Source organism: Amycolatopsis sp. cmx-4-83 (assembly GCF_046548815.1).
Classification (GTDB): Bacteria; Actinomycetota; Actinomycetes; order Mycobacteriales; family Pseudonocardiaceae; genus Amycolatopsis; species Amycolatopsis pretoriensis_A.
Genome location: NZ_JAEBEF010000011.1, coordinates 299,423 through 318,443, shown reverse-complemented (window position 1 = coordinate 318,443; position 19,021 = coordinate 299,423). Strand labels below are relative to the sequence as shown.

17 protein-coding genes, 1 tRNA gene and 1 pseudogene are annotated in these 19,021 nt (G+C 68.7%); 12 read left to right on the top strand and 7 right to left on the bottom strand.

Annotated features, from left to right (window positions below; genetic code table 11):
* Nucleotides 1-58 precede the first annotated feature (58 nt).
* Nucleotides 59-673 carry an ANTAR domain-containing response regulator gene (locus ACLJQM_RS33650; protein WP_247021332.1) on the bottom strand — a complete coding sequence of 205 codons (615 nt, stop codon included), beginning with the start codon at nt 671-673 and terminating at the stop codon, nt 59-61.
* A gap of 175 nt (nt 674-848) precedes the next feature.
* Between ACLJQM_RS33650 and ACLJQM_RS33645 the strand changes: the two genes are divergently transcribed.
* Both ACLJQM_RS33645 and ACLJQM_RS33640 read left to right on the top strand, forming a co-directional pair.
* Nucleotides 849-922 (top strand) — tRNA-Leu (locus tag ACLJQM_RS33645).
* Nucleotides 898-1,191 (top strand): hypothetical protein, encoded by a 294-nt coding sequence (locus ACLJQM_RS33640; protein ID WP_410634382.1) that lies wholly within the window; start codon nt 898-900, stop codon nt 1,189-1,191. The genes ACLJQM_RS33645 and ACLJQM_RS33640 overlap by 25 nt, the downstream gene beginning before the upstream one ends.
* A 300-nt stretch (nt 1,192-1,491) precedes the next feature.
* On the opposite strand, the pseudogene ACLJQM_RS33635 reads toward ACLJQM_RS33640, so the two are convergent.
* The 6 genes and pseudogenes from ACLJQM_RS33635 to ACLJQM_RS33610 all read right to left on the bottom strand — a co-directional run.
* Nucleotides 1,492-2,529 (bottom strand): annotated as a pseudogene (locus ACLJQM_RS33635) (recombinase family protein); the annotation flags it as partial.
* A gap of 260 nt (nt 2,530-2,789) precedes the next feature.
* Nucleotides 2,790-3,020 (bottom strand): hypothetical protein, encoded by a 231-nt coding sequence (locus tag ACLJQM_RS33630; RefSeq protein WP_410634380.1) that lies wholly within the window; start codon nt 3,018-3,020, stop codon nt 2,790-2,792.
* A gap of 123 nt (nt 3,021-3,143) precedes the next feature.
* Nucleotides 3,144-3,578: an XF1762 family protein gene (locus ACLJQM_RS33625; RefSeq protein ID WP_410634497.1), complete on the bottom strand. Its 435-nt coding sequence runs from the start codon at nt 3,576-3,578 to the stop codon at nt 3,144-3,146.
* Between the two features lie 11 nt (nt 3,579-3,589).
* A complete protein-coding gene (locus ACLJQM_RS33620) occupies nt 3,590-4,042 on the bottom strand; it encodes a recombinase family protein (protein ID WP_410634378.1) in 453 nt (150 codons plus the stop codon).
* 137 nt (nt 4,043-4,179) lie between these two features.
* Nucleotides 4,180-5,013, bottom strand: a complete 834-nt coding sequence (locus ACLJQM_RS33615; RefSeq protein WP_410634376.1) for a DNA methyltransferase — start codon at nt 5,011-5,013, stop codon at nt 4,180-4,182.
* Between the two features lie 11 nt (nt 5,014-5,024).
* The gene (locus ACLJQM_RS33610; protein ID WP_410634375.1) at nt 5,025-5,966 is read right to left on the bottom strand and encodes a hypothetical protein; all 942 of its coding nucleotides are present in this window, start codon (nt 5,964-5,966) and stop codon (nt 5,025-5,027) included.
* 380 nt (nt 5,967-6,346) lie between these two features.
* Between ACLJQM_RS33610 and ACLJQM_RS33605 the strand changes: the two genes are divergently transcribed.
* From ACLJQM_RS33605 to ACLJQM_RS33560, 10 genes are all read left to right on the top strand, one after another.
* Nucleotides 6,347-7,324, top strand: coding sequence for a hypothetical protein (locus tag ACLJQM_RS33605; protein ID WP_410634374.1), 978 nt, complete (start codon nt 6,347-6,349; stop codon nt 7,322-7,324).
* A 134-nt stretch (nt 7,325-7,458) separates the two neighbouring features.
* Nucleotides 7,459-7,776, top strand: a complete 318-nt coding sequence (locus tag ACLJQM_RS33600) for a pilin (protein WP_233224036.1) — start codon at nt 7,459-7,461, stop codon at nt 7,774-7,776.
* Between the two features lie 3 nt (nt 7,777-7,779).
* Nucleotides 7,780-9,726 (top strand): hypothetical protein, encoded by a 1,947-nt coding sequence (locus tag ACLJQM_RS33595; RefSeq protein WP_410634373.1) that lies wholly within the window; start codon nt 7,780-7,782, stop codon nt 9,724-9,726.
* The gene (locus ACLJQM_RS33590) at nt 9,723-10,898 is read left to right on the top strand and encodes a PrgI family protein (protein ID WP_410634372.1); all 1,176 of its coding nucleotides are present in this window, start codon (nt 9,723-9,725) and stop codon (nt 10,896-10,898) included. Before ACLJQM_RS33595 ends, ACLJQM_RS33590 begins: the two co-directional genes overlap by 4 nt.
* Nucleotides 10,895-12,721, top strand: coding sequence for a VirB4 family type IV secretion system protein (locus ACLJQM_RS33585; protein WP_410634371.1), 1,827 nt, complete (start codon nt 10,895-10,897; stop codon nt 12,719-12,721). Before ACLJQM_RS33590 ends, ACLJQM_RS33585 begins: the two co-directional genes overlap by 4 nt.
* A 34-nt stretch (nt 12,722-12,755) precedes the next feature.
* Nucleotides 12,756-13,559 carry a GP88 family protein gene (locus ACLJQM_RS33580; RefSeq protein ID WP_410634369.1) on the top strand — a complete coding sequence of 268 codons (804 nt, stop codon included), beginning with the start codon at nt 12,756-12,758 and terminating at the stop codon, nt 13,557-13,559.
* Nucleotides 13,560-13,591: 32 nt separating this feature from the next.
* Nucleotides 13,592-16,093, top strand: coding sequence for a type IV secretory system conjugative DNA transfer family protein (locus ACLJQM_RS33575; RefSeq protein WP_410634367.1), 2,502 nt, complete (start codon nt 13,592-13,594; stop codon nt 16,091-16,093).
* 16 nt (nt 16,094-16,109) lie between these two features.
* Nucleotides 16,110-17,144 (top strand): replication-relaxation family protein, encoded by a 1,035-nt coding sequence (locus ACLJQM_RS33570; protein WP_410634366.1) that lies wholly within the window; start codon nt 16,110-16,112, stop codon nt 17,142-17,144.
* On the top strand, nt 17,141-18,076 hold the full coding sequence (locus ACLJQM_RS33565) for an NlpC/P60 family protein (protein ID WP_410634364.1): 936 nt from the start codon (nt 17,141-17,143) through the stop codon (nt 18,074-18,076). Before ACLJQM_RS33570 ends, ACLJQM_RS33565 begins: the two co-directional genes overlap by 4 nt.
* A 104-nt stretch (nt 18,077-18,180) precedes the next feature.
* Nucleotides 18,181-19,020 carry a TIR domain-containing protein gene (locus tag ACLJQM_RS33560; protein ID WP_410634362.1) on the top strand — a complete coding sequence of 280 codons (840 nt, stop codon included), beginning with the start codon at nt 18,181-18,183 and terminating at the stop codon, nt 19,018-19,020.
* Nucleotide 19,021 lies beyond the last annotated feature (1 nt).

Genomic DNA, 19,021 nt, shown 5'->3' with positions numbered 1-19,021 from the left:
GAGCGTCACGAAAACGGGGTGCGCCGGTCGGCCCGGCGCACCCCGTGTCGGTGGTGGTTCAGCTCCCGATGCTCTCCACGACGGCTTCGGCGACGGCCTTCATGGTCGTCCGCCGGTCCATGGCGGTGCGCTGGATCCAACGGAAGGCATCGGGCTCGGTGAGCCCCTGGCGGCTCATGAGCAGCCCCTTGGCCCGGTCGATGACCTTGCGCGTCTCGAGCCGGTCGGTGAGCCCGGCGACCTCGGCCTCGAGCGCCTGCAGCTCGGAGAACCGGCTGACGGCGAGCTCGATGGCGGGCACGAGGTCCCGCTTCGCGAAGGGCTTGACGAGGTAGGCCATGGTGCCGGCGTCTCGCGCGCGCTCGACGAGATCCCGCTGGCTGAAGGCGGTGAGGATGACGACGGGCGCGATCCGATCCCCGGTGATCTTGGCCGCGGCCTCGATCCCGTCCAGCTTGGGCATCTTCACGTCGAGGATCACGAGATCGGGCTTGAGATCGGTAGCCAGCGCGATGGCCTGCTCCCCGTCCCCGGCTTCGCCGACGACTTCGTAACCCTCTTCACGCAGCATTTCGACGAGGTCCAGCCGGATGAGCGCCTCGTCCTCCGCGACGAGCACCCGTCGCTGCGGCACGGTGGCGGCACCGTTGGCCTCGGTAGCCTGATCGGTCACCGGGGTCCTCCTGAAGACTCGGCGGGACAGTCGGTTTTCGCGGCTTCCCGCGAACCTGAAGCCTACCGGGAACGATCCAGTTCGAGAGATGGCGTTCACCACGAAGTGGCGGGGACGACACTCCCGCCCCCGAAGGTCGGAGGAGAGCGGTGATCCCGTAGGGTTGTCGCGTCGCGCCCCCGTAGCCCAACTGGCAGAGGCAACGGATTCAAAACCCGTCCAGTGTGAGTTCGAATCTCACCGGGGGCACCCGCAGCAATCACACCAGCGTCGACCTGCGGCTTGGCCATCCGGACGACTTCTACGTCCGCTGCGGCTGTGGCCACCTCCTCAAGCCTGTCGCCGGGCAGTGTGATGTCGATCATGGCGTGGTCCGTTTCGTGGTCGATGCTGACGTGGAGTTTGGTGAGCTCGTAGAGCCGGACCTGGAGTTCGGCCGGCGCGCGGTGAAGGTTGACTGCCAGGTGCGGCAGCAGGTCGAGGACGTCGAGGTCCTCGCGGGTGGCCGTGGCCGGTGATCGCTGGTCGTCCTGATCGAGTTCGGTGATCTGGTCCAGCACGAGCTGCCGCTCGGCCCCGATCGCGTTGTACCGGTCCTTCAGGCCCTGGGTGAAGGGATCGCTGGGGTCGGCGTCCTCGGCTTGGCTGAGGATGTTGCTCTGCTTGCGGGCGAAGTCCGCGGCTCGCTTCTCCAGCCGCGCCCGACGCTCGCGGCGTTCGGTGCGTTCCCGGTCGTCGGCTTGATCCAGCTGCGGGGCGAGCAGGTCGATCCGGCGGTGACCGAACAAGTACTCGGCATACACGTGGTTGACCGCGGCGAGAATGGCGTCCTCGCGCATGTACACCGTCTGGGGATGGTCAGCGAACTTGTCCAGCCTGCCGCGGTTGTTGTTCTTCGGCCAACAGCGGTAGTAGTTGTGCCCGCGATGGTGATGACCGAGCATCCGGCGACCGCAACGGCAGACCACCCGCCCGCGAAGCAAGTAGGCCCGCTTGGTGTTCGGGTGCGGATTCAGGTCGCTTCCGTCCCGCGACCCGCGCTTGGCCAGCCGACGCTCGACGAGCTCGTCGTACATCCACTTCGGAATCAACGGCTCGTGCGCTGGCTCGACGGACCACACCCACATCTCCGGTGGGTTGACGACTCCGGTGCCACCCCGGCTGCGCCTGGCGCGGCGGTTGTAGACCTGGTAGCCGGTGTACTTCGGGTTCTTCAGCACATCGGCCACTGCAGACTTCGACCACGCTCCCCTGGCGCGCCGACCGCCGGGTGGTTCCGGCGGCGGGTGTGCTTCCAGGTCCGCGTTCAGCCGCTCGGCGATCGTGTCGAAGCCCAGTTGCTCGTGATAGCGCCACTGGGCCATCAACGTGACTGTCTCGGCCCGTTGTCCGTCCGGCTCCAGGCGGGTCTTCGTGATGCCCTTCTCCGCCTTGACCGGGTTCGGGTGCCGGTACTTCTTCGCCCGGTAGCCGTACAGCGGCTTGCCGATGTTGTAGCCCTCGCGGACGTGCGTGCACGTCCCACCCCAGGACTGCTCCAGCATGTTGAGCACTTCGTACTCGGCCACCGACTGGTTGATCCGGCGTTGCAGGATCTGCTGGGCACGGCCACCGGTGAGCATGATGGGCTCGTTCGAGGCGAACACCGTCACGCCGGCGTCTTCCAGCCGACGCTCGACGCTCAGCGTCTCGTACATCTTGCGCGCGATCCGCGACATCGACTCGCACATCACGACGTCGAACCGACGACCTGGCCGAGCCGCTTCGGCGAGCAGGTCGCCGATGCCGCCGTCGCGGGCAATCGGGATGTCGAAGCGCTCGTAGTTGGACTTCCGGCTCCGCTTGTCCAGCTCCATGCGCCCGGACTCGACGTCGTAGAAGTGCGCGACGATCACCCAGGAATCCGGCAGCGCGACCTTGGACCGCTCCAGCTGCCGCAGCAACGACTGCCGCGGATCCTGGTGCTCCTCGGTCGACGTCCTGCCCACCCACGCGACCCGGACTTCCTTCGCACGCAATGCCAGCGGCAGACCGAATGGGGAGACCGCCAAGTCGGACATACCCGCATGCCCGACCCGCGCAGCGACCGCCGGAGATGGTGGATCGAAAGCCTCGGTCATGCGGCACGCCCCTGCGAGTCGTCTGCGGTTTCGGCGCCAAGCTCGCGATGTTCGCGCGCCCAGGCAAGTAGGTCTCGCAGGACGGTCCCGAGTTCGGCTGCCAGCCAAGCCGCCTCAGCACCGCGAGCTTCATGAACAACAGCGCTGAACTCCCACTGCCGTTGGGCTTCGATGGCGGCAGCGCGCCGACCATGCGGGAACTGAATGACGTCCTCCGCGCCTGCCATGCCGTCACCTCCCCCGACCCCTGGTGCTCGCTCGGACATTGGCGATCTCGGCCAGCTGTACCAGCTGAAACAGCTGGCACACAAGACGAATCACCCCAGCACGCACACGCCTGAAGCGGCTGTCTACCTTCCAGCGCAGATTTCCCACCGCGTCCGGCAGACGTTGTCGACGCCCCGCGAGGGCCGTGGCCGAGACGCCGTCGTCCAGCCCGAGCGGGGCCGGAGATCGGCAACGGGGAGCAGACCGGCGGCACGCAAACTCGCGCCGCTCTCCCCCTCCTGTGTGTAGCTGACAAGGCGCACGTACCCCATGGCTCGCGCCGCACGCCAGACAGCGCCATAGAGCTTCGAGTTCGCGTTCGGCTCGCCGACGGTGCAGCTGCGCGTGACCTCGAGCGTGACGCCGTCATCAAGGCACCGAGCCACCGGACGACCGGCGGTCGCCACACCGACCAGTTCGTCCCCACGCGCGACGCCGATCGCGAACTTCATTCCGCGGGGCGGTCGGTGGTGCCGGTGGTGCGCGTCGATGAACGCGCAAGCCTGCCGGAAAGTCACGGGAACGATCGTCAAGCGCACCGCGGCTCATCCCCCGTCCGGCGCTGGGCACGCTGGAACACGCGCTCGTCAACCAGCGGCTCGTGCACCTTCGGCGCCGAAGTCACCCACTGCTCGACGGGAGCCGGACGGCCGGCGATGGTGCGCGCCCAGACCTGGCGCCCGGTGTACTTGACGTTGGCGACGATCCGCTGAACGGCCTTCCCGTTCCACCGGCCGCCGGGCACTGGCGGCGGGTATTGGTGAGGGTCCGCGTTGAGCCGGACGGCGATGGCAGCGAACGCCAGTCCGTCGTCGGCGCGCCACCTGAAGATCTGCTTCACGACCGCGGCGGTCCGCCAGTCCGGGACGAGAACCGCCCGCAGCTTGCCGCGTCCGGCTGGCTCGATCACGCGGATGCGCAGGGCACGGTAGCCGTAGGGCGGCGGGCCGAGCTGATAGCCGGCGCGGACGACTTCGGCCATCGCCGCGCGGGCGCGGCAGGTGGTCTCTGCGTGGTGGGCAGCGAGGAGCTGCTCGTCACGAGACTGGACTTCGGAGCCGGCGAGAGACCTGCCTGACCACAGAGTTGTCCATAGCTTGGACAGCCATCGTGGGCACGTCATGCCGCTCGCCCCCAGCCGGGGCTTGCAACGGTTTTGACGGGCAGCCGGCCGACCTCAGCGGCGGCGAGTTCGGCGTCGTGAACGAGCTGGAAGACGAGCACTTCGAGGTGGGCGACGACAGCGGTTTGCGCTCGGTCCGCGGCACGGCGTTCGGCGAAGGAGGCGTGGGTCACGAGGCGGCTGCCACGCAGCTCGGCTGTCAGGGCGACGCACCGCTCGACCGGCGCGAGCCCGGCCGCGACGCCGGCCGCGTTGAGCGGAGTGGTCAGGTCGGCCAGGGAACCGTCGGCGCGGCGGCGGGGGCGCGAGACGACGGCGACGTATCCGCCGGAACGCAGCAATGGCTCGCAATGGACCAGCGTCGTGGAGAGCTCTGCGACGACGGCTTCCGCAGCTGCCGAGTCCGTACCGGTCGTGCGGTCCGGCGCGGTACGCAGGCTGGTCAGGATGAGTCCGACTCGTCCGAGCAGCCCGGCGGCCTGGACGGTCGCGAGCACCTTCGGCCGGGCGTCGAGGACCGAGCCGTCGCACCAAGCGCCCCCAGCCTTGGCCGCGGTGACGTTGGCACGAGCCAGCTTCCACCAGCGGCTGCGGGTGGTCAGTCCGAGCGCATGCCGTCCGGCGCGCAGCGCTTCGGCGAGCACGGTGCCGGCGCCGCAATCCGGGTCCAACACGAGGTCGCCGGGACGCGAGTACGCGGCGATCGCGTGCGCAGCGACCGCCGGTGGAATTCGCGCGGTGTCGGTCTCGGTGCCGGGCGCGTAGCCCGCGTCGCGGAGCTGCGTGAGCGGGTCACGCTGACCGGTCGACCAGACCGACAGCGATGCCACAGAGCGCTCATTCATCGGAGGTCTCCCCCGCCGTCGCTCCCGGACATCGACGTCGGCCGGCGGGTGAACACGAGGAGGTCGTCGTGCACGGGGAGATGCCGGACGGGCGCCGCGAAGATCTGCGCGGCCGACGCCGCCACGGCGAGCGCGCCGTCCCGCACCGGAACGCGCAGCAGGGCGACGCGGTCGAGGTAGCGCAGTCCCACGTGGTGCGCGGCGCGCACGAGCGAACCGGCCGGGTCCATGAGGCGACCCGGTTCACGATGACCGTGTGTGATCACCGCAAGCGTGCCCGTTGAGGTGAGCAGATCGGCCCAGTCGGCCGGACGGAACCAGTCGAGGGCGCGCGGTTCGGTCGCGGTGATGACCAGGTCGTAGCGGTCCGGACCGGACGTTGACGTGACCGGGTCCGGCCCGCGACCGTGCCCTGCGAACTCGTCGGGAACGAGACCGCGGGCGAGCGGTCCGGGTCCGGACTCGGACTCGTCCGGCGCGTCGCCGTGCTGTTCGCCAACCGGCACCGGGTTGGCGACCGCGGTCTGCGTCCGGACGCCGCGACCGAGCCGGACGACGGTCCAGCCTGCCTCGTGCAACCCGCCATACGGTCCGGGCAGAGACCGGCCGTGGGCGCCTCCCGCCAGCCGCGAGGCAGACGGTGCGAGGTAGGGCGCGGGCTCGACGAGGAGCACCCGTTGGCCGGGCCGGGTGTAGGTCGTGACGATCTTGATGATCGCGGTGAGAAGCCAGCCGGCGAGCAATCCGGTACCCGCGAGGACGTCGTCCTGAGCGCACAGCCAAACGGTGCTCAGCCGGGCTGGGCGGGGATGGCGCAGGTTGGCCCGGTGCCTCGTGCAGCGCCTCCGCGGAAGCGGGATCGGGATGGTCGGCGGGTCGGACGCGCCGTGCTCGTTCGAGCTGCCTTCCGGCGAGTCATCGTGATGTGACGGGGTCATCGCGGTTTCCTCCGAGCGGTGGGCGCCATGCGTTCTGACACCCCTCAACTCCGCATTTCGACCACAGTTTGGACATGTACCCATCGAACTTCTTTTCGCATGCCGATTAATACAGGAGGAAACCGCCAAAAGAGCTACTAGCACAGTACTAACGGCTAACTATGACGCCATGTCAGCCGCGTAGTGCGTCTTTTGAACTCTTCAATTCCAAGCGGAATGTTGATCTTGACTCCCGAGCTGGGTCAGGACCAGATAGCAGACCGCTAGTAGCCGCCGAAAAATCTGCCGACGACGCCTAGCAGCGAACTGGTATTTCCGTGGTACGAGGCGTGGCTTCATGACGTCGTTCCTGTTCGCATCGACGCCGTGGGAGCTAAGACATGGCTACACAAACCGCCTTTCGCCGCCGTCGCAGCGAGGCAGCACCGAACTCCTTGGATATCGCCCGCGACACGTTCACCTTGCTGGTGACGGGGCCGCATCCGGTCTCGCTGAACGGCAGGTTGTTCACCGGCCTCCCGGACGGGGAAATCCCGCTGGACGAGGTCCGCGACCGGCTGCTGGCGCGCCGGTGCCCGCAGGCGACGCGGGATGCGGTCTGGGCGCACCTGGTGTTGCGCTCCCGGACCGAGGGGGCAACCTGGACGGTCGCCGCAGTCGGCGTCGCACTGCCCGCGCTGACCTCCGTCGCGGCCATCCTGTCCAATCGGTTCGCCGGCGATCCGGCCGACGTTCACGCCGAGGTCCTGCGTGGCTTCCTCGCGGCGCTGTCGACCATCGACCTGCGCCCGCCGCGGATCATGTTGCGGCTGCGCTGGGCCGCGTACCGGTCCGGCTACGACGCTCTCGCCGAGGCGTTGGCGAGTCCGACTCCGGTCGCGCCGGGTTTCCGATCGACGCCGCCGCACGCGCCGTGGGGTCACCCGGATCTCGTCCTCGCCCGTGCCGTCGCGGACGGAGTCCTGACCGAGACCGAAGCCGCGCTGATCGGTGCGACCCGGTTGGAAGAGGTGTCGGTCGCGGACTGGGCCGCGCGGCACCAGGCCGGCGAGTGGGCGGTCTACAAGGCACGCAAACGCGCCGAGCTCCGGCTCGCAGCGTACTTGCGCGAAGGCGCCGTCGAGACCGATCCGACCGACCCCTTGCTCGTTCAGGTGGCCGCCGCGGTGGCCCTGGCACGCCCCGTCACACCCGCTCGCGAGACGCCACAGTTGTCACCTTCTGTGTCCGACACCAACGGCGAATCGGAGCGGAAAGTTCGGGGCCGCGTGTCCAAAACGGACGCGGATTCCGGAGTTCAGGGCTGCGGGACGAACCCGCGCTCAGCCCGAACTTCGGAGGTGCCCCAATGCGCGTGATCGATGCCGAGAGCGGGCCACGTAGCGCTCGTCTCGACGGCGGCCTCCAGCCGCCGGACCGGACCATGGAAACGAGTTCGACGCTCTCGAATACTCCGACCATTAGGCCAGGACGCCGCCGACGGTGGTCGCACGTGGTGCTGGTGGTCGAGTTGTCGGCCATCGCGTTGCTGGCCTCGGCGTCGGCCGGACACGCCGACACGATGGTCGTCGCCCTCGCCGGCTCGGTCACCGACGTCCTGAACAACGTCCGCAACTGGATCATGGGCATCCTGGCCGGCTTGGCCACGGTGTTCCTGTCCATCGGTGGCGTCCGCTACGTGATGGGCGGCGGCGACCCCGGCGAGGTCGAGAAGGCCAAGACGGCCTTCAAGTCCGCAGGCTGGGGCTACGGCCTGGCGGCGCTCGCGCCCCTGGTCGTGGAGATCCTCAAAGGGATCGTGGGGGCCTGACCGATGGCCGTCAGCACCCTGCCCACGGTTCGCCCGTACCGCCGGTCCGGCAACCCGTCCGAGACCGCTGCCGCGGCGGATCGACCGATGCTCGCCCCCGTCAGCGACGCCGGCCAGCAGGTCTCCATCCGACGGCGGCGCCGGCGAGCGGGCTGGCTACTGGTGCTGACCGTCGTGCTCCTGGCCGGCATCCTCGCCGTCAACGCGTGGGCCTCGCCGACCGCGCCACGGCAGCCGCCTGCGGACCCGCCGCTGCCTCCTCCGACCGCGCTGCCCACGCCCACGCCGTGCAGCTTCCCCGGCCAGCTCGACTGCACCTCGCCGACGCCGACCACAACGCCGAGCAAGCCGTGCACGGGCGAGGACTGCATCCCGCAGCCGACTCCGCCGGCGCCGAGCACGAACCCGCAGCAGCCGGGCACCGGCAGCGGCGACGGCGACTCGGACTGCGGCATCACCGACGTCGGCGCGTGCATCACCGAGGCAATCAACTCGGCGTTCCGCAGTGTCGTCGACGACGCGCTGGATCCGATCCTCGAGCTGATCGGCCACACCGCGCTGTCCACGCCGACGATCAGCGACCTGCCCGGCATCGGCGAGCTCTGGAACAGCTCCTGGGAGATCGTAGTCGCCGCCTACGGACTGCTCATCCTGCTCGGCGGCATCCTGCTGATGGGCCACGAGACGGTCCAGACGCGCTACTCGATCAAGGAGATCGGGCCGCGCATCCCGATCGCATTCATCGCCTCGGCGCTCTCGCTCTTCTTCGCCGACAAGCTCATCCGGCTGGCTAACGGCCTGACCCTGGGTGTCCTCGGAGCCGGAGTCAACGCGCCCTCGCTGGGCAACACCTTGCAGGAGGCCGTCCAAGGCATCCAAACCGGCGGACTGTTCATCATCCTGGTCGCGCTCGTGCTGGTGGTCCTCGGCCTCGGCCTCCTGGTCGTCTACGTCGTCCGGATCGTCATCACCCTCGTCCTGATCATCAGCGCGCCGTTCTTCCTGATGTGCCACGGGCTGCCCCACACCGAGCCGCTGGCGCACTGGTGGTGGAAGGCGATCACCGTGACGACAGGGGTTCAGTTCGCCCAGGCGCTGGTGCTGATCACCGCGGTACGCACGTTCCTGTCCGGCGGCGTGCACCTGTTCGGCTCGACGCTGTCCGCGCTCGGCACGCTGATCGCCGCGATCGCTCTGTTCTTCGTCCTGTTCAAGATCCCGTTCTGGATGCTGAAGGCTGTCAAGGTCGGCTCCGGCCGCTCCTTCCTCGGCGGGTTGGCTCGCGCGTACATCGCGGCGAAAACCTTCGGCATGGTCGCCGGCAAGACCGGCACGTTCGGCAAGGCCGGCGCCGCCGGTGCGACGAAGAACGCCGGTCGCGGCGGCGGCGCGGCGGCTGATCCACCGTGGCCGGCACAGCCGCGTTTTGCGCCCAACCCCGAAGCGGTCAACCGGCGGCTCAAGGCGGCCCACGACGCCGAGCGTGCCCGCGCAGCTCAGCGGCCGATGTTGCCCTCGCAGGCGCCGCATTTCCTGCAGCCCTCGCCCCAAGACAGCACCCACGACCCCGCCGTGATCCCGGCGAACCAGGGACCGACCATGCCCGAATTCAGTTCCGCGCCGACGCCTGTCTCGCCCACGCCACAACGACGTCCACGGTCGGCAACTCCGCATTTTCAAGCCGCCGGCGGCCCGCGTCGACGCGGCGCCACATCGCCATCGGCTCGCCCGATCCGCACGGCATCGGTGCCGCCGCAGTTGCAGTTCCGACCGGCGACGCCGCCAGCACCACAACCGCTCCGAGCCAAACCGACTTCCGCACCTACCGCGCCGGCATTCCGGCAGGCGACGCCGGAGCCCCGCCTCGGCGATGCCTACCGCCGTACCCAGTCCGTTCCGCCGCCGATGTTCTGCGCGCCGAAGTCAACTCCAGGAGGTGAAGGGAAATGAGCCAGCCCGTCCGGATTCCCGCCGATGTCGACCGCGAAGACCGGGTGATCGGTCCGCTCACCGCTCGGCAGCTGCTCATCCTGACCGTCACCGGAATCGTGCTGTACGGGACGTACACGGTCACTCGCGCGTTCGTCCCGCTGGCGGTGTTCCTCGTCGTCGCCATACCGATCGGCGTCGCCGCCGCGTTCCTCGCTCTGGGTCAACGCGACGGCATCTCCCTCGACCGGCTCGTGCTGGCGGCGCTGCGCCAGCGGATGAGCCCGCAGCACCGGGTTGCCGCGCCGGAAGGCGTCCGGCCCACACCCGAGTGGATCGGGCAGGCCGCGAGCACAACCAGTTCTTCGGCGTCGGCAGTCTCACCGGCCGCGCTGCGGCTGCCCGCCGAAGGCATCACCGACACCGGCGTCATCGATCTCGGCAAGGACGGCGCCGCCGTGGTCGCGGTCTGCTCCACGATCAACTTCGGGCTGCGCACGCCTGCCGAGCAGGAGGCGCTCGTCACCTCCTTCGGCCGGTACCTGCACTCGCTGACCGCGCCAGTCCAGGTGCTCGTCCGGGCGGAACGGCTGGACCTGTCGGGGCAGATCGCGGAACTTCGCGAACAGGCCGGCGGGCTGCCGCACCCAGCGCTGGAACGGGCGGCACGCGAGCACGCCGAGTACCTCGACCAGCTCGGCCGCGCGACCGACCTGCTGCGGCGCCAGGTCCTGCTCATCCTGCGAGAGCCGCTACGAACCAGCGGCCCGACCGACGGGCTGGGTGGCGCCTCGCCGCTGGCCGCGTTGTCGGCGCGACGCAGGGCTGCGAAGCAGGCTGCGTCGATCGACGACGCCGTACGACGCGCCGCTGAAGCACGGTTGGTGCGTCGGCTGGGCGAGGCAGTGGAGCTGCTGTCGCCGTCCGGGATCGTGGTCACCCCGCTGGATGCCGGTCAAGCCACCGCGGTCCTCGCCGCAGCCTGCAACCCCGACAGCTTGATCCCGCCGAACTCCGACCTCGCCGGCTCCGACGAGGTCATCACCACCGCCCCGGACGAGAGCTGGAACGACGACGCCTTCGGCCGCACCGCGTTCGCCACCAAAGACGCGCTCGGCGCTGCCAAGCCCGGGTGGGAGGACGACGAAGACCCCGAAGACTACGACGACGTCGCAAGGAGGGACCGCCGATGAAGAGGACCAGGCACCGCGACGCCGCAACCAGGCAGGCACCCGTGGGGCAGGCCGGCGCGTTCACCCCGGACGCCATCTCCGTGCGTCCCCGAGCGCTCGAAGTCGGAGGCGAATGGGTCGCGTCGTTCGCCGTCACCGGCTACCCGCGCGAGGTTCATCCCGGCTGGCTGCAGCCCCTGCTGACCTATCCCGGACGGGTCGACGTCTCGCTGCACATCGAGCCGATCGACCCCGTCACTGCGGCCAACCGGCTGAAGAAGCAGCTGTCGAAGCTGGAGTCCGGTCGCCGGCACACCAGCGACAAGGGACGGCTGATCGACCCCCAGGTCGAAGCAGCCACCGAGGACGCCTACGACCTGTCCGCGCGAGTCGCCCGCGGCGAGGGCAAGCTCTACCGGCTCGGCCTCTACCTCACCGTGCACGCAGGAACCGAGGAGGCGCTCGGCGACGAGGTCGCCGCGATCCGGTCGCTCGCGGCGTCGCTCCTGCTGGACTGCAAGCCCACCACCTACCGGAGCCTGCAGGGCTGGATCACCAGCCTCCCGATGGGCCTGGACCTGGTCGGGATGCGCCGCACCTTCGACACCAGCGCGCTGTCGGCGGCGTTCCCATTCACGTCACCGGACCTGCCGCCGCCGGACCCGACCTCAGTTGGTGCCCCGCGCGGCGTGCTCTACGGCTTCAACGTCGGCAGCCAAGGGCTCGTCCACCACGACCGGTTCGCCCTCGACAACCACAACAGCGTGATCCTCGGCCGGTCCGGCGCCGGCAAGTCGTACCTGGTGAAACTCGAACTCCTGCGCAGCCTGTATCGCGGGATCGAGATCCACGTCATCGATCCGGAGGACGAGTACGCCCGGCTGGCCGCCGCGGTCGGCGGCACCTACGTCCACCTCGGCGCCGAGCAGGTCCGGCTGAACCCGATGGACTTGACGATCCACACCCGGCCGGACGGACGCCGGACAGCTCCCCGCGACGCGCTCATCCGGCGCAGCCTGTTCCTGCACACGGTCATCTCGGTGCTGCTGGGCAACGAGCTCGCCGCGACTGAACGGGCCGCGCTCGACCGGGCGATCACCGCGACCTACCAGCGCGCCGGCATCACCTCGGATCCGCGAACCTGGACCCGGCCGGCGCCGCTGCTGGCCGACCTCGCGGAGGTCTTGGCTGAGGCAGACGGGGCGAACCTCGCGGCGCGGCTACAGCCGTTCACCACGGGCGCGTTCTCCGGGCTGTTCTCCGGTCCGACCACGACACGGCCCGAGGGCCACCTCGTCGTGTTCTCGCTGCGCGACCTCCCCGGCGAGCTCAAGGCAATCGGCACACTTCTTTCGCTCGATGCGGTGTGGCGCCAAGTGTCCAATCCCGCCATCCGCAAACCCCGGCAGGTCGTCGTCGACGAAGCCTGGTTGCTGATGAAGGATCCGGCCGGCGGCGAGTTCCTCCTCCGGATGTCCAAGGGCTCACGCAAGTGGTGGGGCGGCGTCACGGTGGCGACCCAGGACGCCCCCGACGTGACGAGCACCGACCTGGGCAAGGCGATCATCGCGAACGCGGCGACGCAAATCCTGCTGCGCCAGGCACCGCAGGCAATCGACGAAATCTGCCGGATCTTCGACCTCTCGCAGGGCGAACGGCAGTTCCTCCTCACCGCCGACCGCGGCCAAGGACTGCTCAGCACCGGCACGCAACGAGTGGCGTTCCAGTCCATCGCGTCACCGGTCGAGCACCAGCTCGTCACGTCGAACCCCGCTGAGCTGGCCGAGTACTCCGACACCTCCCCGGAGACCGAGACCTCATTCGTCGACCTCGACATCGCGTGATCTTCCGCACCTTCAAACACACCAGGGGATAACCATGTCTTCGTCGCTCGCTGTTGGTCGGCCCGCTCGATTACTGACGCAGAACAGGGAAATGCGCCAGATCGGCGTCTGGAACTGGTCACTACCGGCCTGGGCCGGGCGGCTGGCCGACGGCCGCACGTACAACACGTGTCCGAGCGCCGGGGTCTGTGCGCAAGCGTGCTACGCCCGGCACGGCACGTACACCTGGCCCGTCGTCCGTGCCAAGCACCAGGCGAACCTGATGTACGTCCTCGACGACCTGGCCGGTTGGCGAACTGCGATGGTCGACGAACTCGGCGCGGCCAGGTTCCGCGGTGGCTGGATCAGGATCCACGACAGCGGCGACTTCTTCTCCGACGACTACTTGCTGGCCTGGCTCGACATCTGCGGGACTCGCCCGGACACGAACTTCTACGCGTACACCAAGGAGGTTTCCCGGTTCCGGTCCCTCGTCGAGCCTGATCCGCCGCCGAACTTCCTGTGGGTCTACTCGTACGGAGGCAAGCAGGACGCCGCGCTGAACCCGACCGTGGACCGCGTCGCCGACGTGTTCCCGGACGAAGCGGCGATCCTCGAGGCGGGGTGGGCGTCGCAGGAAGCCAGCGACCTCCTCGCGGTCCTCGGCCCGCAGCTGGTCGGTGTGCTGGCAAACCGGATTCCGAGCTACCTCAAGCGCCTGGCTGGCCGCCGGTTCTCCGAATGGCAGGCCGAAGTCGACGCCGCACGTTCCGCTCGCCGCACGCGCCTGCGGCTGGTCGTCGACAACACCCGTTGTGAGGCACGGCCTGAGCGAGGCGGCGAGCCGCGAGCTGCCTGATCCGGCGCTCCAACTTATGTTCGGGGGTTTCGATGTCCTGGCCGTTCGCCCTGTCCACCTCTCTTGCCTCACCTGTCGGCGACTACCTGCGCGACCCGCTCGGTGCGTTCCAGACTGTGCTGGCGCACCTTCGTGATCTCGTCTTCACTTGGGGTCCGATCGCCGGGCCGGTGCTGGCGGTCGTGATGACCACCGCGGTGATCGCTCGACGCCGCTGGCGCCGCCGCTTCCACGAGAGCATGGTCACCGACGCACGGTTGGTCACCGTGCTGGCGCCGCCGACCGTCGACCCTTCCGGCGCGATCACCGTGTGGTCCAACCTGGTCGGCCTGCTGCGACCAGGCTGGCGGCGGCGCTTCGGCGGGCAACCTCACCTGGCTTTCGAGTTGACGTTCACCGACGACGGCGTGCAGATCCGCTTGTGGGTGCCTGGCTTGGTGCCGCCGGGCATGGTCGAGCGCGCCATCGAGGCCGCTTGGCCCGGCGCGCACACCCGCACGACGCCGGCCAGGCCCCCGATCCCCACGGCCGCGCCAGCGGGCCGGCGAATCGAAGCGGTCGGCGGCGAGCTGCGGCTGGCTCGCTCGGAAGCACTTCCGATCCGCACCGAGCACCCCGCCGACCCGATCCGGGCCCTGCTCGGCGCCCCGGTCGGGCTCGGCCCCCACGAGCGGGCCTGCGTGCAGATCCTCGCCCGTCCCGTCGCCGGGCACCGCGTGACTAAGGCGCGGCGCGCGGCGAAGCGGGTGCACGCGGGCAACTCGGTCAGCCTGGTCGGTCGGCTGCTGGACGTCGTGACGCCAGGCAAGACCGCGAAGCCGTCGTCCAGTGCGCGGACGCCGCTGCTGGATCGGCAAACCAGCCTGGAGTTCGCCGCGCAGGACCGCGCCGTCGTGGAGAAGCTGCGGCAGAACCAGTTCGAGACCCGAATCCGATACGCGGTCGCCACCACGGTCCCCGAGCACGCGACGACCGCCGAGGTCCAAGCGGTCCGGGAGGTGCTGCGGGGACGCGGCCACGCCATTGCCTCGGCGTTCGCCGCCTTCTCCGAGCACAACTACTTGCGCCGGATCCGGCTCCGCCGGGCCCCAGTCCAGGTGCTGGCCGAACGTCGTTTCGGCAACGGCGACCTGCTCTCGATCCCGGAGCTGGCCGCGCTCGCGCACCTGCCGATCGACGAAGCCACGCCCGGCCTCCAGCGCGCCGGCGCGAAAGCCGTACCGCCGCCGCCCGGCATCGCCACGGCCGGTGACTTGATCAAGCCACTCGGCTTGTCGGACTCGGGGCACTCCCGGCCGGTCGGCCTGCACGTCGCCGACGCGCGCCATCACCTGCACATCCTCGGCGCAACCGGCTCCGGCAAGTCGGAGCTGATGGCCCGCCTGATCCTGGACGACGCCGAGGCCGGCCGCGGAGTAGTGGTCGTCGACCCGAAGGGCGACCTCGTGTCGGACCTGCTGATGCGCATCCCCGAGGAGCTCGGCGAGAAGGTCGTGCTCTTCGACGCCGACTCCCGCAGCCGGCCACCAGTGCTCAACCCGCTGGAGGGTGTGGACAAGGCCCGCGCGGTCGACAACCTCGTCAGCATCTTCTCCCGGGTTTACGCCTCCTCGTGGGGTCCGCGCACTGATGACATCCTGCGCGCCGGCCTGCTCACCCTGACCGCGATGCCCGGCACGCCGACCCTGGTCGACCTGCCGAAGCTCCTCACAGTCCCGGCGTTCCGGCAACGGGCCTGCGACCAGATCGACGATGATGTGCTGCGCGGGTTCTGGTCCTGGTACGACGCCCTGTCCGAAGCGAGCCGGGCGCAGGTCATCGCGCCGTTGATGAACAAGGTCCGCGGCTTCCTGCTGCGCCCGTTCGTCCGCGCCGCGATCGCCGGCGGGAAGTCCACGGTGGACATGGACGAGGTGCTCAACACCGGCGGCATCTGCCTGGTTCGGATCGCCCGCGACGCGCTGGGGATGGAAACGGCGCGGCTGGTCGGCTCGATCGTCGTCGCCCGCACCTGGCAAGCCGCCACCCGCCGGGCCCGCGTCCCGCAACGTCAGCGGCGCGACTGCGGGCTCTACGTCGACGAGTGCCACAACTTCCTGAACCTGGCGTACCCGCTGGAAGACATGCTCGCCGAGGCTCGCGGATATCGCCTGTCGATGACCTTGGCCCACCAGTACCTCGGACAGCTCCCGAAGGAACTCGAAGAAGGCATCAGCACCAACGCCCGATCGAAGATCTTCTTCAACGCCTCCCCCGAGGACGCGAAGCGGCTGGCACGCCACACCATGCCGCGGCTGAACGAGCACGACCTGTCCAACCTCGGCGTCTTCCACGTCGCCGCCCGCCTGGTCCTCGGCGGCGAGGAAGCACCGCCGTTCACCGCGGTGACCGAAAAGCTGCCGCCCGCGGTCCCCGGCCGCGCCAGGGCGATCCGCAAAGCAGCCCGGATCAACACCCGGCCACCAGTCCCCGAGATCGAGCCCATCAGGCAAAGAGGCGCAGCGCCCACCGCTGATCCACGCCGCGCCGCCTGAAACCGGAGGTACTCCGATGATTTCGAACCCCACTCCTCAGCGGGCGTTGCGCGGGCACATGCCCAAGCGCCCCACGCCGCGAGCAGCCACCACCGGCGAGCACCACGCCCAGCTCGCCGGGCGGCTGACCCAGCGCGACCGGTGGCTGGCCCGGATGCTCTACGAGCACAAGGTCTTCACAACCCAGCAGATCGTCGAGCTCTGCTACCCGAGCATGCGCGCGGCCAACCACCGGCTACTTGACCTGTTCAAGTGGCGGGTCGTCGACCGGTTCCAGCCATTCGTCACGACCGGCACCGCCCCGATGCACTACGTGCTCGACATCGCCGGCGCGGTCGCCCTCGCCTACGAAGACGGGCTCGATCCGAAGTCGATCGGCTACCGGCACGAAGACGCGATCGGCATTGCGCACTCCCTGCGCCTGGCCCACACGGTCGGCGTCAACGGCTTCTTCACCGCCCTCGTCGCGCTGGGCCGACGTCCCGGTGCTCGAAGGTCGCTGACGGCGTGGTGGTCCGAGCTGCGGTGCGGACGCCTGTTCGGCGACATGGTGCGCCCCGACGCCTACGGCCGGTGGCGGGAAGACGACCATCAGGTCGAGTTCTTCCTCGAGTTCGACTTCGGCACCGAAGACCTCGGCAAGCTCAGCCGCAAGCTCTACGGCTACGAAAAGCTCGCCACTGCGACCGGCATCACCACCCCGGTCCTCATCTGGCTGCCCACCCATCGGCGCGAGACGTCCGCCCGCCGAGCGCTCGCCGACTGCCTGTCCCAGCTCGACCGCCCCAAGCTCGTGCCGCTGGCCACCACCGCCACGGACGCAGCTAGCGACCCTGCCGCCACCCGATGGCTGCCGATCGGCGGGTCGGCAACGCGTCACCCCGGCCGGTTGCCGCTCGTCGAGCTCGCCCAGCTCTGGCCCCAACCTGATCTACCCGGCGACGTGCCGGCGTCAGGCTCGGTCCTGGCCCAGCAGGATCCAGCGGCCCTGACCGCTCCGAATCCGCTCCCACCCGCCTCGCCCGCCAGCCGCTTCCGGAGGCGCCCATGAAGATCGCCTACACCGCGGTCGTGGTCGTCATCATCCTCATCGGCGGCATCGGGCAAGGCATCGTGAAGGCTGTGTTCGGCAGCAGCACCGAGCCCAGCCAGGAGGCGATCGCCGACATCCCAGGAGACTACCTCGCCCTCTACCGAGCGGCAGCTGCCGCGTGTCCCGGGTTGGACTGGTCGATCCTCGCGGCGATCGGCAAGGTCGAGAGCGACCACGGCCGCAGCAAGCTGATCGGCATCGCGGAGGGAACCGAGAACTCGTTCGGCGCCCGCGGGCCGATGCAGTTCCTCCAGTCCACGTTCGACGGCGTCGTCGCCCGGTATCCACTACCGCCGGGCGGCAAGACCCCGCCGTCACCGTGGGACACGCACGACGCGATCTACGCGGCGGCGTACTACCTGTGCGAGTCCGGCGCGCCCAGCGACATCCGCAAGGCGCTGTTCGCCTACAACCACGCGGACTGGTACGTCAACGAAGTCCTCGACCAAGCCGAGAGGTACAGCAAGGCCGCAATCGGCATCGGCCGCTGCGACAACATCCAGGCACCGACCGCCGCCACCGCAACGGCGATCAACTTCGCCTGCGGACAGCTCGGGCTGCCGTACCTCTGGGGCGGGAACGGACCGCTGAACGGCGACAGCGGCTTCGACTGCTCAGGCCTCACCAAGGCGGCTTACGCGGCTGCCGGCGTCGCCCTGCCGCGCACGGCCCGGACCCAGTACGCCGCCGGCCCGCTGGTGCCGGACGGCCAGCCGCTACTCCCCGGCGACCTGGTCTTCTACGGCACCCGCGGCAACGTCCACCACGTCGGCCTGTACATCGGGGCGGGGAAGATGGTGCACGCCCCGACCTTCGGTGAGCCGGTCCAGGTCAGCCCGAACCGCTGGAATGGGGATGACTACCTAGCTTCTTCGCGGCCAGTAAAATAGTGAATACTCGACTTTCTGTCAGGCGAAGACAAAAACTACTACCAAAGTAGGACGACATGCGGCCTTTCGATGAGTCAGATGACCATGCGAGGTATGATAAGTACGTGTCCCGAGTATTCTTGAGCTACGCCCGTGAGGACCGCAGTCATGCCCAGCGACTCCGCGAAGCGCTCGCCGAGGCCGGCATCAACGTGCTAGAGGACACCTGGGAGCTCCCTGGCCGCCATGACTGGGCAGCCATGGTCGAGCAAGCCATAAAGACGAGCGATGTCGTCGTCTTACTTCTCTCCCCTTCAGCCACGTCATCATGGACAGGGGACGAGTTCGAACTTGCGTCATCACGCGACCTCGATCAGCGTGGCGCTGACCTCATTCCAGTAATGACCGCACCTACCGAGATCTCGAGTGGGTTTCACGCGAGGTCCTGGATCGACCTAACCGAAAACTTTGAATCCGGCGTCGAAACTCTGGTCAAACAGATCAAAACCGCATCAAAAGTCGACTTTGCCCGGTTAAATCCACAACGTTTCGAAAATCTAGTTGCCGACCTACTTCGAGCCGTCGATTTCGACGTCGACGACAGGTTGCACCAACCAGATGGAGGGGTGGATTTGCGGGCCACCTTTCAACGAACCGACCCATTCGGACTTCCCGAGACGGAGGTGTGGCTAGTGCAGGCGAAGCTGTACGCCCACCAGAGAGTCTCAGTTAAGGCAATCCAGAATTTGGCGTCATTAGTCGCCCTAGCCCCGAGTCGAACACGCGGTCTACTGGTCACGAACACCAAACTTACATCGGTGGCTCACGACTACATAACGGAATTGGAACGTAGGCCTGACGTGAGACTTAGGGTGATCGACGGCGGCCAACTCAAACAGCTGCTTCGCCGTTTTCCAGATGTTACATCTCGGTACTTCGGTGAGAACACAGAGGTTCCGGCCTGAT